Below are 15,080 nucleotides of genomic sequence, written 5' to 3' on the forward strand. Positions count from 1 at the left end.
TAAAGGGGTTTAGGGGGAAAAAATAAAAATGGGCTATATTTCTTTTTTACCCCGCCCGCCGAAAGGCAAACCTCATTGGCTCAGCGAATGCTGCTGGTCAGCAGTTTGCCCTGCTCTGCGGTTTGTCAGGACAGCCAGGAAAATCACGAGCAGCATGATGCTGATAATATTAAAGAAGGAGATATTTTTGAAAAATTGAATGAAGATGCCGCCCAGATAAGGGCCAGCCAGGCTTCCCAGGCTGAAGGCAATACCGCAGAGCAGATTGCCGGTCGGCAGCAGATCCTTTGGCATCAGATCGGTCATATAGCTGATTCCGAGTGAAAAAGTGGAGCCGACCGCCATTCCGGCAAGGAATAGCGTGATAGTCAATGCCCAGACAGCTCCTTCCAGAAAGCTCGCCAGGAAAAAGAAGACGGAGCCGGAAAGAAGGATGATGGTCAATATCCGCTGCCTGCCCAATTTATCGCTCAATATCCCAAGCGGAAGCTGGAAGACAATGCCGCCGATGGCAAAGGCAGTCAATAGGACCGAGACGCTTTTCACTTCAAGCCCGATGCGCAGGCCGTAAACCGGGAAGCTGCCGTTCAGGGACGATTCCAGGAATCCATAGCCGAGCGGCGGCAGGAAGGCGACCCATGCGTACTTGAAGGCAGACGAAAAGCGCTTCAGTGTATTTTTCATCGAATTGACTTCGATTGTCTGTTCCGGGTAGTCATTTTTCAAAAGAAACAGGAATACCCATGCCACGAGGCAGAGTACCGATGACAGGATGAACGGCAGGGTTTCATGCACATCGACGAGCGGCGTCATCAGCGGGCCGACGGCAAAGCCGACACCGAAGAACAGTCCGTACAGGGAGATGTTCCGGCCGCGCTTATGTTCAGGCGAGAAGCTGGTGATCCATGTCTGTGTCCCGAAGTGGAGCGCATGGTCGCCGATCCCGATCAGGAGCCTGAGCATGAACCAGAACCAGAATGATTTCCATAATGGAAACAGTACAAGCGACACGATGACAAGCAGTCCGCCAAAAATGATGACCGGCTTGTAGCCATACTTTCGGAGCGGCTGCTCCATAAAAGGGGAAACGAGCAGGATGCCGACATAAAGGCCGGTCGCATTCAGGCCGTTCAAGCTTGAAGACAGCCCGTCATTTTCAAATATAATCGCAATCAGCGGAAGCAGCATGCCCTGGCTGAATCCTGAGATTGCTACAATGCTGATTAAAATCCAGAAACGCATATTTTCTTTATTCATGATGTTGGCCTCAATTTCTAAAAATTCTTTCCAAATTGATGGTAACGGCTCCCCAGCGGCTTTGCAAGGAATAAAGAGCGTATTGTTCTTAGCTATGGCAGAAATAGTAGTATAATCACTGCATACAACAGAAAAAGAGGGAGTGGAAACGATGGAATTTACAATGAAGGATGTCGGATTTTTCACGGAAACGAACTATGGGAAGCTAGATGTAGCCGGTGATGAAGAGTACGGCTTCAGGCCTTATCAGCTGCTGGTTTCCTCAGTGGCAGTCTGCAGCGGCGGCGTGCTCCGCAAGATTCTGGAGAAGCAGAGGATCGATGTGGAGGATATCAAAATCAGTGCAGAGGCAGAGAGAGTGGAAGAGGAAGCCAATCGGGTATCGAAGATCACAGTCCATTTTACGATTACTGGAAAAGGGCTGAAAGAGGAGAAAATCCAAAAGGCAATGGAGCTTACGCGCAAAAACTGCAGCATGGTCCAGTCTGTGAAAGATAGCATAGAAATTGAAGAAACATTCACATTGGTGGAAGCATAATAAAAGCAGGGGGCGGATCATGTATAATGGTCCGCCCCCTGTTATTTTTATAGAGAAATCTCTTCAGGCTCCGCGCCTGCTTTCTCGAAATAGCGGATCAGCGAAGGCTCCATTTTCAGGAGCAGATAGTCTGGGTCATCTGGACCGGAAATCCAGTCTTTCAGCTTTTCGCTCCAGAACTTCTCCTTCAGCTCCCCGGAATCCTCGAATGAGGCTTTCGCTTCAATTTCACAATAAGGCCCGTCATATCCGCCCTGTTCCACCCCCAGCAGAATATGGACATTGGGATTTTTCTCGATGTCTTCTACTTTATGGGCATCTTTGTCGGTAGCGGCAAATAGAATCAGATCATCATGGAAAAACAGCATAAAACGGCTGTACGGCCTGTCATTACGGATGGATGCCAGTGTGCCGATGCTGTAATTTTCAAACATATCAAGCACCTTCTGCTTTGTGTCTGCCATTGTCATTTCACTCCTTACAATTTTCTTCCCTTTATAATCTGTCATTTTTCCTGTTGTATTATCCGGGCGAAAAAACATCAGGCATGCAATTCGTATAAGCGGGTATATATGTTGAAGGGCCGCGCCGGGATATTTATGCCGGGGCAGGAAAAGCTGTACATAAGGAGTTTTTTTACGCGGCTTCAATAGAATTGAAAGGTGGGGATCGGGAGAATGGTCAATAAAATTTTTATGGTGCTCACCTTTGCAGGTGTTCCCTTGTCTGTTATCGGGACGCTCCTGGGCTGGCCGAGTGTTGCACTTTTTATTATTTATTGCTTAACCATCATTGCCCTTGCAAGCTATATGGGCAGGGCGACAGAAAGCCTGGCGATTGTGGCAGGGCCAAGGATCGGCGGACTATTGAACGCAACCTTCGGGAATGCGGTCGAGCTGATCATTTCGATTTTTGCGCTGAGGGAAGGGCTTGTCGAGGTCGTTCTGGCGTCACTCACGGGGTCAGTGCTTGGGAATCTGCTGCTGGTCGCGGGACTCAGCTTTTTTATCGGCGGGGTCAAATATAAGCGGCAGAAATTCAATGTGTATGATGCCAGGCATAATTCAGGCTTGCTGATGTTTGCCGTTGTCGTTGCGTTCGTCATTCCTGAGGTATTCTCCATGACAATGGGAGAAGGAGAGCGGATGACGTTCAGCATCGGGATTTCTGTAATTCTGATTGCTTTATACCTGGCTGCGCTGCTGTTCAAGCTTGTCACACACCGCGGGGTCTACCAGCCGGCTGGCGAAGAAGGGGCAGCAGCTCAAGCTCATCATGAAGAAGAGCCGGAATGGAGCAAAGGCAAGGCGATTGCGATACTGGCCATTGCGACTGTAGCGGTTGCGTATGTATCGGAGAACCTTGTCCACACCTTTGAAGCGGTCGGCGAGACATTTGGCTGGTCAGAGCTCTTCATCGGGGTTGTGATCGTCGCGATTGTCGGGAATGCGGCCGAGCATGCTTCCGCCATCATCATGGCGTTCAAGAACAAAATGGACATTGCTGTTGAAATTGCGATCGGCTCAACCCTGCAGGTAGCGATGTTCGTCGCACCGGTGCTGGTGATTGCGTCACTGTTTTTCCCGACATCGATGCCGCTCGTCTTTACATTGCCGGAGCTGATCACGATGGTCACCGCCGTGCTGCTCATGGTCGTCATCTCCAATGACGGGGAAACGAACTGGTTTGAAGGGGCGACGCTCCTCGCAGCCTATATCATTGTGGGCATCGGTTTTTATCTTTTATAGCGGAACAAGAACAAGAGAAGGCTCTGCACCTGTGCAGAGCCTTTTTTATGCTTCTATTGGACTTGCTTTTTCTATCATAAGTATCCTTTTGGACGAATATGTTGTAAAAGACTAAATCATCGCTTAACTCTACCTGCATCTATCACCCGCTTTCATGTCTTGTTGGACAAGCTCTTCATGAACAAATGGATAATAATGAGTGTTTAGCCTCCTTTGCTGTGATAGAAGCGATTCCTTCAGCCCTCCTTTGCTGTTGTTAAGGTAATTATAGATTATTTTTATAAAAATGTAAATATTCAGATTTTTACAATTGTGTAACAGTTGGGGGAGTGAATATGAAACTGCTTGTGAGAGTTATTTTTTATGTGGCGGGCCTGGTCATTCTGACATTGGGCATCTGCATTGCCATCCTGTCTAATCTCGGGGCGGGCCCGTGGGATGCGCTGAATGCTGGCCTTGCCAGGACCGCCGGACTCACGATCGGGAGCTGGGTCATCATTATCGGCATCATCCTGATGATGGTCAATGCCTGGCTTTTAAAAGCCAAGCCGGATTATCTGGCCTTATTGACCGTATGCCTGATCGGCTTTATGGTCGACTTTTGGATATTGCGGATCTTTTCCGGTATGTACATACTGAATGTCTATTTTCAAATCGCCGCGCTGATCATGGGGCTTGCACTTATCGGATTGGGTGCAGCTCTTTACCTGCAGGCAGAGTTTCCCCTCAATCCAATCGATCATTTTATGATGGCCATCAAAGAGCGGTTCGGGGTGAGCCTGATGATGGCGAAAACGATCGGGGAAGCGGGGGCGCTGCTTTTGGCCATGCTTTTTCACGGACCAGTCGGTGCAGGAACCATCGTCATCGCTGTCCTGATCGGCCCGTTCATCCAATTATTTTTCCCATTTTGCCGGCAGCTGCTAAAAAGATTTTCCGGCACTTAGGATAAATCAGGTGAACTCCGAAAAAACTAAGAGCAGATACAAGGATTTGAAAGGAGTTCCACATCATGAGAAAGTATGTATCTGTTCTAATTATAACTCTTCTTGCCATGCTTTCTTTTTTGCCCGATGCCGGAGCAGAGAAAAAGCAGGACAAGACCGAGCAAAAGCAGCAGCTGAGCATTCCGATTCCCAGTTCAGTCCTGAATATCACAAAGGAAAATACGTATCCCAACCCGGTGCAGGATCAGCCGACCCTGCAGCCGAGCGAGCTGACACAGTCGCTGCTTGATACGTCCAAAATCAAGATTGAAAACCCGGACCTGATCAGGATGCTGAATGAGTCTTCTGTCAATAGCACGCCGTTTGCATTCGGCTACAGGGCCATCGTCTATCTTGGACAGTGGCCGCTCAATTACGAAAGCACAGAAACGGCGCCAAACTGGGAATACCAGAAAATCAACACGAATTATTTTGATAACAGGGGCGGCAAAGCGCCTTATCAGATCCACTATGTCCAGGAAGCCCAGAAGGTCGTGAGGGGCGCACTGACAGCAAAAATTCCGAAAGCCCAGGATGTCCAGAATATGATGCTCCTGAAGGCAATGGAAAAATCGAAGCTGCCGCTCGCTTTTGAAACCGTGATCGGCGCGGGGACGAAAAAAGATCAGGTCTACAATATCCCGCCAAAACGGCTCGGCTATTTATACGGATATGCACCTGCCGTCAATGAAAAGGGAAAAGTCACTTACGGTGAGGTATACCTGATGCTGAAGGGAAGCAAAAGATTCCTCGTCATCAAGAATGTCACCTCCCAGGGAATCGGCGCCTGGATCCCTGTCCAGGACCATATCTCCTTCGGGTTCATGGCATCAGAACGACCGCGTTAATCTTGCGCCGGCTCATGCAGCCGGTGCTTTTTCTATAGGAAGAGACATTCCTTGCATACAGAGCGGGCAGTGCTTTATAATCAAATTATCTTGAATTCGAGATAAATTGAACCCTCTAACGGGTATAGATAAAAAAGTCTTAATTACGGAGGTCCATGATGAACCATTTAAAAGGCATACACCATGTCACTGCGATCACAAGCAGCGCGGAAAAAAACTATGAGTTTTTTACTTTTGTACTGGGGATGCGCCTGGTCAAGAAAACCGTCAACCAGGATGACATCCAAACGTACCATCTGTTTTTCGCCGACGACAAAGGCAGCCCGGGAACAGATATGACATTTTTTGATTTCCCGGGCATTCCTAAAGGAAGGCACGGCACAAATGAAATTTCCAAAACATCCTTCCGGGTGCCGAACGATGCGGCACTGAGCTACTGGGCTGAGCGCTTTGACCGCCTTGATGTGAAGCACACAGGCATTCAAGAGCAGTTTGGGAAAAAAACACTGTCATTCGCAGACTTTGATGACCAGCAATATCAGCTGATTTCTGACGAAAATAATACCGGTGTCGCTTCCGGCACGCCTTGGCAGAAGGGGCCGATCCCATTGGAGCATGCGATCACAGGTCTCGGGCCGATTTTTGTCCGCATCGCGAACTTTGATTATTTTAAAGAGATGATGGAAAAAGTATTGCTGTTCAAGGAAATCGGACAGGAGGGCGCGTTCCATCTGTTTGAGGTCGGGGAAGGCGGAAACGGCGCCCAGGTCGTTGTTGAGCATAATGCTGTCCTGCCGCAGGCTGTCCAGGGCTTCGGCACCGTCCACCACGCCGCATTCCGCGTCGAGGACCGGGCTGTACTGGATGAATGGACTGAGCGCCTGCCGCAGTTCGGCTTCCAGACGTCCGGCTTTGTGGACCGCTTCTTCTTCCAGTCCCTTTATGCACGGGTGGCACCGCAGATTCTGTTCGAATTTGCCACAGACGGACCAGGCTTCATGGGCGACGAGCCATATGAAACACTGGGCGAAAAGCTGTCATTGCCGCCATTCCTTGAAAACAAGCGCGAGCAGATCGAAAAGCTTGTCCGTCCGATCGACACGGTCAGGAGCACAATTGATTTTACAAAAGAATGATACTTGGAGCCTTCCTTGGCGGGGAGGCTCTTTTCTCTTTTCGTAAATATTTTTATGGTATCGCATCCTCATATGAATGGCCGGCAAGCCTTAAAATAAGCGGAGATATTCCCGTTACGCTGCTGAACATGGCCCGGATGGGTGTAAATAAGCGGAGAATTTCCGGTTAAGAGGAGCGAAACTGCCTATTTTCCTGTTTTTTGAGTTGATAGGCGGAATTTTTCCCTCTATTTGAGCCACTTTCGAGGGTTTTTTCAATTTAGGGGGAATTCTTTCGCTTATTTTTCAGCCTGTCAAGGATTCCCTCATTCAGTTGCTGGAAGCTGTGCTCTTTTATAGCTGGGCAGTGAAGAAGCTGTTTTGTTGTCAGGCACACTTTCCGCAATTTTTTTCCCAACCTTTTCTGTCGAAAAAACACTTTCCTAAAAAAGGAAAATGAGAGATTTTTATAGAAGTAAGTAAGCAAATCAAAGGAGCTGGTGAAAATGGAAATCAGGTTAGCGGAAAGTGCAGATACTGAGGAAGTGTTCTTGGTTTTGAAAGGGGCGGCCCAATGGCTGAATGATCAAAAACTTAGTCAATGGAGCTTCCTGCTCAGCGGCGGCGAGGATGGAGAAATCAAGCAGGCAATCCTTGACCGTGAAACCTATGTGCTGTGCGATAAAGGCAAGGTGAAGGCGACCTTCACCCTTTATGAGGGGCCATCAGGCTGGGACCGGCATATTTGGGACGGAGAAGCTGACGGAGCCATTTATCTGCACAGGCTTGCCGTTCATCCTGACTGCATGGGGAATGGACTTGGGAAAAAAGCAGTCGATTGGATCTGCAGGAAGTACAGCGGCACACCGCTCAGGCTCGACTGTGTGGGTGATAATGAGAAGCTGAACCAATATTATCAGAAAATCGGGTTTGTGCTGAAAGGCGTGACAGACAGCCATTCGCGCTATGAGAAGGCAGGGGCTGGAAAGTGAAGATAGAAGCAGTATTCCTCGACCGGGATGGAACAATCGGCGGTGATGATACCGTTCATTATCCAGGAAAGTTTGAATTATTTCCTTATTCGCGGGAGCTGATTGAGAAATTGAAGGGCAGCGGGATCAAAGTATTTTCCTTCACGAACCAGCCGGGGATTGCCAGGGGGGAAGCGGCAGCTGAGGATTTTTTTGACGAGCTGCAGGATTTCGGCTTTGATGATGTTTATATTTGCCCCCATGCCCATCATGACGGCTGCAGCTGCCGGAAGCCAGCGGCAGGCATGCTCCTTAGCGCGGCAGAGAACCATCAGGTGAGTCTGGAGAATTGCGTGGTCATCGGCGACAGATGGAGCGATATGGCGGCGGCATCCAAGACAAAAAGCATGAAGATCCTTGTGAAAACGGGAGCCGGGATGATCACACTGAACAAGCATAGCGACAAACTGAAAGAAATTGAAATTGAGTATATTGCTGAAGATCTGCGGGATGCGGTTGAGTGGCTGTATCAACAGCAGGGGACTGCTATTTCTACATAGAAGAACCGGGACGGGAGATATTCCCGTCCTTTCGTGCATCAAGCTACAGCTCTTTGACTGGAAGGCATACCTCGCACTGATGATTCAATAGCATGGCACCGGTATACCTTTCAAAAGCCGGCCTGTTATCGAGCTGGAATCCGAGGTTATGGAGGCGTGGAAGGACTTCTGCCCAGAGTTTCTGAATCTCTTCTTCTGTATGCTGCACCTGGAATACAGCATATTCTCCTCCAGGGAACTTACCTTCTTTCAGGGATGCGTCCATTTCAAATTCTTCTGGTATGACAATGCAGGCGTCATACCGGCAGCTTTCAGCAGGCGCTGTCTGCGGATTATCATGGGAAATTCCGAGTATGATGGCGGCTTCGTCCAGCAGGCTTCTTTCTTTTGCCCACAGTTTCAATTCCTCCATCACATGCTGGTTGGCAGGTCCATAAGGGCCGATCTGACGTACATAGGCGATTCGGTATTCAGGCACCATTTCAGTTTTGAACTCCATCTTACATTCTCCTCTCTTTCCTGTACTGTCTTTGATGCTAGCATGATATAAAAAAATATTCACAGCTATTTTTTAAAAAAATAGATCATTGATAGTGGGATGGAGCCCCGGGCGGAAGGACTATTTCTGCCGGAAAGTCCGTATACATTATGGACTAATGAATACGAGGTGGAGATATGAAAGCAATTGTATATAACAAGTACGGCCCTCCAGAGGTCCTTCAGCTGAAAGAAATGGAAAAGCCGGTCCCAAAAGAACATGAGATCCTGGTCAAGATCATGGCCACAACGGTCACCGCAGCGGATATCCGGGCGCGGAGCTTTACAGTGCCCCGCTCTGTGGTGCTGCCCGCGCGCATTGCCCTTGGAATCCGGAAGCCGAAGAAAGCGATATTGGGTGCGGAGCTTGCCGGGGAAGTGGAGGCAGTCGGGAGGAATGTAAAGAAATTCAAGGCAGGAGATTTGGTTTTTGCTGCTTCACTGGAGAATTTCGGCACTTATGCTGAATATATTTGCCTCCGGGAGGACGGGCCTGTGTCAATCAAACCTGCCAGCATCACGTTTGAAGAAGCCGCCGCCATTCCAATCGGCGCACGGACAGCTTTATATTTTCTGCGAAGAGCCAATGTCCGGAAAGGCCAGAAAGTGTTAGTGTACGGGGCTTCCGGCAGTGTCGGCAGCTATGCCGTACAGATTGCCAAACATTTGGGAGCTGAGGTTGATGGTGTCTGCAGCGGTTCGAACCTTGAATGGGTAAAATCTCTTGGGGCCGGCAGGGTCCTGGATTATCGTTCAGGGAACCTCCCAGTGGCGGACGGTGCCTATGATCTGATATTCGAAGCAGTGAACAAATGTTCCTTTAAAGATTGCATGAAGTGGCTGAAAAAGGGCGGCACCTATATAAATGTCACAGAGCCGCTCCCCAGCGCGCAAATGCTGTGGGCTAAATGGAAGGGAAGCACGAAAATACTGCTGAGCCGCAATGCGCCGGAAACGCCTGAAGCCTTAGACTATTTAGGAGAAATGGCGGCGGCGGGAAAGCTTAAGGTGAAAATTGACCGAAGCTATAGGTTAGATGAAATAGTTGATGCCCATCGGTATGTTGATGGCGGGCATAAGAAGGGGAATGTGGCGGTGGTAGTGAGCCGGAATCTAATAGAACCATCCGGCCACAGTGGATGCGTTTAAGCAATTAGAGCCAAAGCTTGATGATACAGAGGAGATCAAGGTTCATTTGGCGGATTTCGAGGAGTTTGGGGAAATGCTGATGAGGCAGGAGCTTCCTGCGCAGCTGTTTACGGCGCATGCTTATTTGCTGGCGAAGAATTATCTTGCCAAAAGTATAGAATTTAATGAACATAAGTTTTAGAGAATGCAGCATTAGACTCTCCCATACTCAGTATGCAGTTTTCTTTTACACTCATCCCAAGCAGGGATATTTTCTGATTCCCAATGGATATATTCCAGCTCATCTGCTAATTTTCGGGATGCTTTCATAGCTTCTAAATGATGGCCGGTACTGCGGTAGTTCCTCATCATATCTTTATTTTCCCAAACCGTCAGGGTACAGAAGGTAGTCCAGCCTTCTTTGTTAAAAGAAGAGAACTTTAACCCTGGAGCTTTTTTTAATTGTAGTGTTGATCTGAGTGTATGCAGGGAAAAACCTGGCAATTTTCTTTTGCCTCTTAGATGGAGCCTTGTCACTGAAATAAAAATTTAATCCACTCCTGACAGCCTCTAAGATAACAGCTCTTACCGACACCCCTCTCGAAAACAGAAGAGGGGTTTTATAAGCAAAACCCAATCCTGATAATAAAATTTTCCAATTGTCAGTCTGTATATTATTTATTACCATGTTTGAAATTAAGCAAATAGAATCCAATGAAAATAAATCTATCCTCTCTCACTTGTAAGGCTAAAAATCATCTGAGCAGCGGTCCATGAAGGTGCCTTTCGGAATGTGCAGCTAAAACTGGCACAGAATGTCTTTGGAAATGCAGCAGCAGAGATCTGCGAGCACACGGGTATGTGTAGGATGTGGGACACTGCTGCAGGCTGAATTGCATGGATACTGTCCCGTTTGGGAACACCATAGTGTCTTTTCTGATTCTGTAACGGCGATTACTGTTTTCAGGTTGAAATCTCTCACTGTATTGACTTAGCCATCGGAGAATTTATATATATTACTAAAAAATTGAACTTCCCGGATAGGGGAAGCTCATATAAAAGAATTAAGTATAGGCAAGTGAATAAGAATGCACATTTTCTTTGAAAAAACAAATATTAATTTACTCTCTAATAAAAGGCATGGTTAAGCATCGAATACTGCCCGCACCGTGCTGTAGTTGAGTTACATCTATGCCTATATATTTTATATGAGGAAAAATATCCTGGTAATAGGGGACCGCTTTATTACTAATCAGCACGGTTTGTTTATCAAGATTAATAAAATTAGTATAATCCAGCAAGCAATTTTTATTTGGTAGCCAATAAACTGAAAATCCATGTCTTTCTATAAAACCTTCAATTGTGCAATATTCATTAGTGTAGAATGTTGTGGAAGATTTATAAATTTCAACAGCCGAGAATTTTAACAAAGGAGCTGCCACGAGATTCTTATCACCAAAGACATTGCAAACAACATCTAGATGCAGTGACTCAATTGTTTGTGGTAAAGAAACGAATCCTATTTCTTCAACACCAATAGAGAATAGAAAGTTAGCAATTCCGTTCCTATTATTGGATCGATGACCAGTATTTATCAACACACACTCAGGCGTAAGTATCAAAAAGTCTCCAAATTCAAGTGAACTAGAAGGAGGAATAAATTTTATAAAGTTTTCATCTATTATATCTCTTAGATAGTTTTGAGAAAAGTGGAAATCAGGCTCTCTTATCCCGTTACCTGAGTTGCCGAGGAGTACATTATGACCCAATACTGCTCCAACATCTCTAATGAACATTCGGTTGACTAAACGATTCCATAGAGGGGAATTTACTTCTTCATTAACATCTCGGACAATACAACCGAAGTTTTCTAATTTGGATTTCATCATAAGATGTTGTTCATAAGCTTCTTCAGCTACAAATTCATCTTTAAAACCAACAGATGAAACTTCCGGACCTGAAACGTTATATTTTGTGGGGGAGCATACAAAAATCTCTTTTAGTGTCCCATTCTCAGAGTAAGAATACGGTTTTAGTTTTTGCTTTAACATTAATAATCCTCTCCTTTACAAACTAAAGTGTAAAAGGCGGGACTAGGCAAAAATAACTTACGTGGGTTAAGGAGCACCATGTGCAAGAATTTCATGTTAGGATTTTTTGTGTTGGAATTTTCAAAAAAATCTTTGCGGGTGTCGATTTAAACGGGAAAGTAGTGTATATTTTGATTCTAGGACTTTTATATAATTTAGTCAATTCGTTTTGCAACATTCTAGTGAAAGGAGTCAAGTATATGGATGTGGTGGCGGTCAGGTTAGATACATCTTTACCAGTTGAGAAGGTGTATACCCTATTGCGCTTTGTGGATCAAAATAAACATGCCCGCATAAAATCATTTATCCATAAGGAGGATAAGGATAGATGCCTTATTGGTGACATCCTGGTGCGATACATGATTGGAGCAGCTTTAAGGATCAGTCCATGTGAAGTGAAATTTACTCATAATGAATATGGCAAACCTTTTATTGAGGGATCCCCGGTTTATTTCAACCTTTCACATTCTGGCTCTTGGGTAGTAGCCGCCGTAGATGATAACGAAAACGGAGTTGATGTTCAAGAAATCGGTGAATGCAATCTAGAAATTGCTCAGCAATTTTATAGGAAAAGCGAATACATGAAAATCTTAGATGTTAATGAACAACACCGAGCTGACTTATTTTATGAGTATTGGACTTTAAAAGAGTGTTATATAAAAACAGCTGGTAAAGGACTTTCAATGGCATTAAACTCTTTTGTTTTACAAAAATTAGAAAAAGACATTTATAAATCATATCTCGAGGATAAGGAAATTTATTTAAAGCTATACCCATTAGATTCTTCATACAAGATGGCTGTCAGTTCTTTATCCTGTCGCTTCTCTAACCTTAGAATACTAACTCCCCAGGAATTATACACCTTATTTATAACTTCATTAAATACTCATTCATCCCATGTTTTCAACATTAGAAGTAAGAACAATATTAATTGGAAGGATGGTCAAGAATTGTGGAAAAAGTAAGGTTACTTTGCTTACCCTATGCTGGAGGTTCCGCTGCTTCAATTTATTTGCCATGGAAAAAAAAGCTAGACCGAAATATCGAAGTAATCCCTCTAGAGTTAGCTGGACGAGGAAAGAGAATTCGTGAATCTTTATTATATTCAGTCGAGGATACAGTTAGTGATCTATTGGAAAAACAGTTAGGGATGTTAGAAGAAGGAATCCCTTATAATATTTTTGGACATAGTATGGGAGGGCTTCTTGCTTTTGAATTATGCCGAAAAATTAACGAAAGGGGACTGCCACTTCCTGAAAACCTATTAATCTCTGCTTTCCAACCACCCGATGTTAAGCTGGAGGGAGACATCCATCTCTTGCCAATGGAGGCGTTTGCTGAAAAAATGAGATTGGCTGGTAATATACCAGAGAGTATATTTATTGATAAGGATTTGTATAAGGTGTTCATGCCAATATTGTATGCAGACTATAAAATGGTGTTTGAATATGTTTATAAACCAATAAAGGATAGAATGAAAGTTGATCTTCATCTCTTTACGGGTACAACCGATTTTAGGGTTTACCAGCTAAGGAAGGATTGGGCACGTCAAACAAAGGGGCTCTTTAAGGATTACATATTCAATGGAGGCCACTTCTTCATTCGGGAAAGTGAAAAGGCTGTCCTGAATCAACTAGAATCAATTTTATTAACGGATAAGCTTATTTTAAATAAAATATAAAAACCCCTCTTAGAGGGGTTTTTGTTTTAGGTACAGAGTCAAGTAGTATACTCAGGGAGTTCTTCTCCCAATAGAGGTTTAGCCTCTGCTGCAACGTAGATAGAATCTCCCGAAACGTGAGCATTAATAAGCAAGACGGAAAATAACATTACTGTAGCAAATATTTTTTTCATTGTCCTTGTTCCTCCTATATCCTTTTTTTTAGAAGTTGCAAACACGATTCAAAATAAAAGCTGCTCTTTTTATATTGATTGAGCTTTTTATACATTCTGCCTAATAAGGCATAATACTCAGAAAGCAAATCCAATTCGTTAGTCTCCTTAAAAACAGGAATAGCTGTGTTTTCTAAATAAGGTATGAGCTCATTATCATTATTTAAAATTTTATATTCCAGTACCTTTAATTGGACTACCTTACTAGAACGAACATTAAGTAATGTGTTCTCACTAAGGGCTTTTCTAATCCAATCCTGGGCTTCCTGAAGTCTATCATATCTTTCTAAGACAATTGAAAGTTCGATTATAACATTCAGGTAAAAATCTGATTGTGAATCTATGTGCTCAAGCGTCCTAAAATAGCAATCGATTGCCTTATTGTATTCTTTAACTTTACTGTACATATAGCCGAGGTTATGAAGAGCCTTAGCATAGATCAGCTCCTCGCCTAAGCCAGGGGCAACATTAAGTATCTGGGTGAGGATTCCAATAGCACTTTGGTATTCATTAAGCCTGCCATAGTTTACCCCCAATAGCAGCTGGCACTCCAGACTCCGCTTGAAAAATAATTTACTGTTGAAAATGGAAAGTGCTTTTTCCACATAAACAACTGCCATTCTAGTGTTGTAGGTTTTTGTGTAGGTTAAAGAAAGGTGATAGAAAAATTCTGGGTCTTCATGTTGAGGGTCGTTAAAGAAATCAGTTGTACTTTCCAGTTTTTCAAGGCCTTTTGGAAAGTCCAGAAGCACTGTACATAAATATAGCCCGTGAAAATATTTAAGATAAGCACTTTGATGTGGGGTTAACTTCTCTTTGCTTTTATTCAGTATTTCCAATACACTCTTTGCCTCATTTTTCATTTGCCTGTGTAAATAGTGCCGCAGCTTCACTAAATGATAGTAAAAAATGAGATCGGTTGAATACACATCTTTAATAATTTCATCGTTAATCTCTTTCTGGTGTTGAATTAATTCAAGTGCATCTCTTTTTATTATAGACATGTACCAATGTTCAAGGTTATGGATAATAGAATGCTGGGTATGATAAATATCTTGTATATTGATATTTAATCTACTAAGCAGCATGGCGAGAGTTTCCTCATTTGGCTCAATCTTAGAATTTTCAATTTTGCTCAAGTATGGGACGGAACAAATCCCTAATGATAATTGTTGTTGCGTGAGCTCTTTCTTAATTCTTGAATAGAACACCAGCTTTCCAAAGTCAATTTCGGATTTCTTGATTTGCATTTTGCCTCCCAACGTATATTTTATAGGATTTTATACCTTTTGAAAGAGGTCCTACTTAATTTCCATATTGAGAAAATTTGAATAAAATATTCCAATTCTCTGTCATTTTAACCTTGAATTTTCTCAATAGTCAACCACTTATATCTCACTTATGATAAA

Annotated in this window: 18 protein-coding genes; 11 read left to right on the forward strand and 7 right to left on the reverse strand. The window is 44.4% G+C overall.

The window, feature by feature from the left end:
• Window positions 1–72 precede the first annotated feature (72 nt).
• Entirely contained in the window at window positions 73–1,257 is a 1,185-nt protein-coding gene (locus tag FZD51_RS03450; RefSeq protein WP_148973493.1) for an MFS transporter, read from the reverse strand.
• A 151-nt stretch (window positions 1,258–1,408) separates the two neighbouring features.
• Between FZD51_RS03450 and FZD51_RS03455 the strand changes: the two genes are divergently transcribed.
• Window positions 1,409–1,795, forward strand: a complete 387-nt coding sequence (locus FZD51_RS03455; protein ID WP_148973494.1) for an OsmC family protein — start codon at window positions 1,409–1,411, stop codon at window positions 1,793–1,795.
• 47 nt (window positions 1,796–1,842) lie between these two features.
• Here FZD51_RS03455 and FZD51_RS03460 read toward each other — a convergent pair whose 3' ends face one another.
• Window positions 1,843–2,259 (reverse strand): pyridoxamine 5'-phosphate oxidase family protein, encoded by a 417-nt coding sequence (locus FZD51_RS03460; RefSeq protein WP_338120371.1) that lies wholly within the window; start codon window positions 2,257–2,259, stop codon window positions 1,843–1,845.
• A gap of 213 nt (window positions 2,260–2,472) precedes the next feature.
• Here FZD51_RS03460 and cax point away from each other — a divergent pair, with 213 nt between their 5' ends.
• From cax to FZD51_RS03490, 6 genes are all read left to right on the forward strand, one after another.
• Window positions 2,473–3,543 (forward strand): calcium/proton exchanger, encoded by a 1,071-nt coding sequence (gene cax, locus FZD51_RS03465; RefSeq protein WP_022543387.1) that lies wholly within the window; start codon window positions 2,473–2,475, stop codon window positions 3,541–3,543.
• Window positions 3,544–3,878: 335 nt separating this feature from the next.
• Entirely contained in the window at window positions 3,879–4,490 is a 612-nt protein-coding gene (locus FZD51_RS03470; protein WP_148973495.1) for a YczE/YyaS/YitT family protein, read from the forward strand.
• A gap of 65 nt (window positions 4,491–4,555) precedes the next feature.
• The gene (locus tag FZD51_RS03475; protein WP_129613724.1) at window positions 4,556–5,377 is read left to right on the forward strand and encodes a YfkD famly protein; all 822 of its coding nucleotides are present in this window, start codon (window positions 4,556–4,558) and stop codon (window positions 5,375–5,377) included.
• 158 nt (window positions 5,378–5,535) lie between these two features.
• Window positions 5,536–6,513, forward strand: coding sequence for a ring-cleaving dioxygenase (locus FZD51_RS03480; protein ID WP_148973695.1), 978 nt, complete (start codon window positions 5,536–5,538; stop codon window positions 6,511–6,513).
• 485 nt (window positions 6,514–6,998) lie between these two features.
• Window positions 6,999–7,484 (forward strand): GNAT family N-acetyltransferase, encoded by a 486-nt coding sequence (locus tag FZD51_RS03485; RefSeq protein ID WP_148973496.1) that lies wholly within the window; start codon window positions 6,999–7,001, stop codon window positions 7,482–7,484.
• Window positions 7,481–8,023 carry an HAD-IIIA family hydrolase gene (locus FZD51_RS03490; protein ID WP_148973497.1) on the forward strand — a complete coding sequence of 181 codons (543 nt, stop codon included), beginning with the start codon at window positions 7,481–7,483 and terminating at the stop codon, window positions 8,021–8,023. Before FZD51_RS03485 ends, FZD51_RS03490 begins: the two co-directional genes overlap by 4 nt.
• Before the next feature lie 43 nt (window positions 8,024–8,066).
• On the opposite strand, the gene FZD51_RS03495 is transcribed toward FZD51_RS03490, so the two are convergent.
• The gene (locus FZD51_RS03495; protein ID WP_148973498.1) at window positions 8,067–8,522 is read right to left on the reverse strand and encodes an AraC family transcriptional regulator; all 456 of its coding nucleotides are present in this window, start codon (window positions 8,520–8,522) and stop codon (window positions 8,067–8,069) included.
• 176 nt (window positions 8,523–8,698) lie between these two features.
• Between FZD51_RS03495 and FZD51_RS03500 the strand changes: the two genes are divergently transcribed.
• Window positions 8,699–9,709 (forward strand): NAD(P)-dependent alcohol dehydrogenase, encoded by a 1,011-nt coding sequence (locus FZD51_RS03500; protein WP_148973499.1) that lies wholly within the window; start codon window positions 8,699–8,701, stop codon window positions 9,707–9,709.
• A gap of 46 nt (window positions 9,710–9,755) precedes the next feature.
• Window positions 9,756–9,890 carry a hypothetical protein gene (locus tag FZD51_RS26495; protein WP_262380680.1) on the forward strand — a complete coding sequence of 45 codons (135 nt, stop codon included), beginning with the start codon at window positions 9,756–9,758 and terminating at the stop codon, window positions 9,888–9,890.
• 11 nt (window positions 9,891–9,901) lie between these two features.
• Here FZD51_RS26495 and FZD51_RS03510 read toward each other — a convergent pair whose 3' ends face one another.
• Together FZD51_RS03510 and FZD51_RS03515 are read right to left on the reverse strand one after the other, a co-directional pair.
• Window positions 9,902–10,192 (reverse strand): hypothetical protein, encoded by a 291-nt coding sequence (locus FZD51_RS03510; RefSeq protein WP_262380681.1) that lies wholly within the window; start codon window positions 10,190–10,192, stop codon window positions 9,902–9,904.
• 617 nt (window positions 10,193–10,809) lie between these two features.
• Window positions 10,810–11,739 carry an arginine deiminase family protein gene (locus FZD51_RS03515; RefSeq protein ID WP_148973501.1) on the reverse strand — a complete coding sequence of 310 codons (930 nt, stop codon included), beginning with the start codon at window positions 11,737–11,739 and terminating at the stop codon, window positions 10,810–10,812.
• A 239-nt stretch (window positions 11,740–11,978) separates the two neighbouring features.
• Between FZD51_RS03515 and FZD51_RS03520 the strand changes: the two genes are divergently transcribed.
• Both FZD51_RS03520 and FZD51_RS03525 read left to right on the forward strand, forming a co-directional pair.
• On the forward strand, window positions 11,979–12,743 hold the full coding sequence (locus FZD51_RS03520; protein WP_148973502.1) for a 4'-phosphopantetheinyl transferase family protein: 765 nt from the start codon (window positions 11,979–11,981) through the stop codon (window positions 12,741–12,743).
• On the forward strand, window positions 12,731–13,459 hold the full coding sequence (locus FZD51_RS03525) for a thioesterase II family protein (protein ID WP_187445614.1): 729 nt from the start codon (window positions 12,731–12,733) through the stop codon (window positions 13,457–13,459). Before FZD51_RS03520 ends, FZD51_RS03525 begins: the two co-directional genes overlap by 13 nt.
• 38 nt (window positions 13,460–13,497) lie before the next feature.
• On the opposite strand, the gene FZD51_RS26500 is transcribed toward FZD51_RS03525, so the two are convergent.
• Window positions 13,498–13,632: a hypothetical protein gene (locus FZD51_RS26500; RefSeq protein WP_262380682.1), complete on the reverse strand. Its 135-nt coding sequence runs from the start codon at window positions 13,630–13,632 to the stop codon at window positions 13,498–13,500.
• Between the two features lie 14 nt (window positions 13,633–13,646).
• Window positions 13,647–14,921, reverse strand: coding sequence for a helix-turn-helix domain-containing protein (locus tag FZD51_RS03530; protein ID WP_148973504.1), 1,275 nt, complete (start codon window positions 14,919–14,921; stop codon window positions 13,647–13,649).
• Between the last annotated feature and the right edge of the window lie 159 nt (window positions 14,922–15,080).

The organism is Bacillus infantis, assembly GCF_008180445.1.
GTDB classification, from domain to species: domain Bacteria; phylum Bacillota; class Bacilli; order Bacillales; family Cytobacillaceae; genus Bacillus_AB; species Bacillus_AB infantis_B.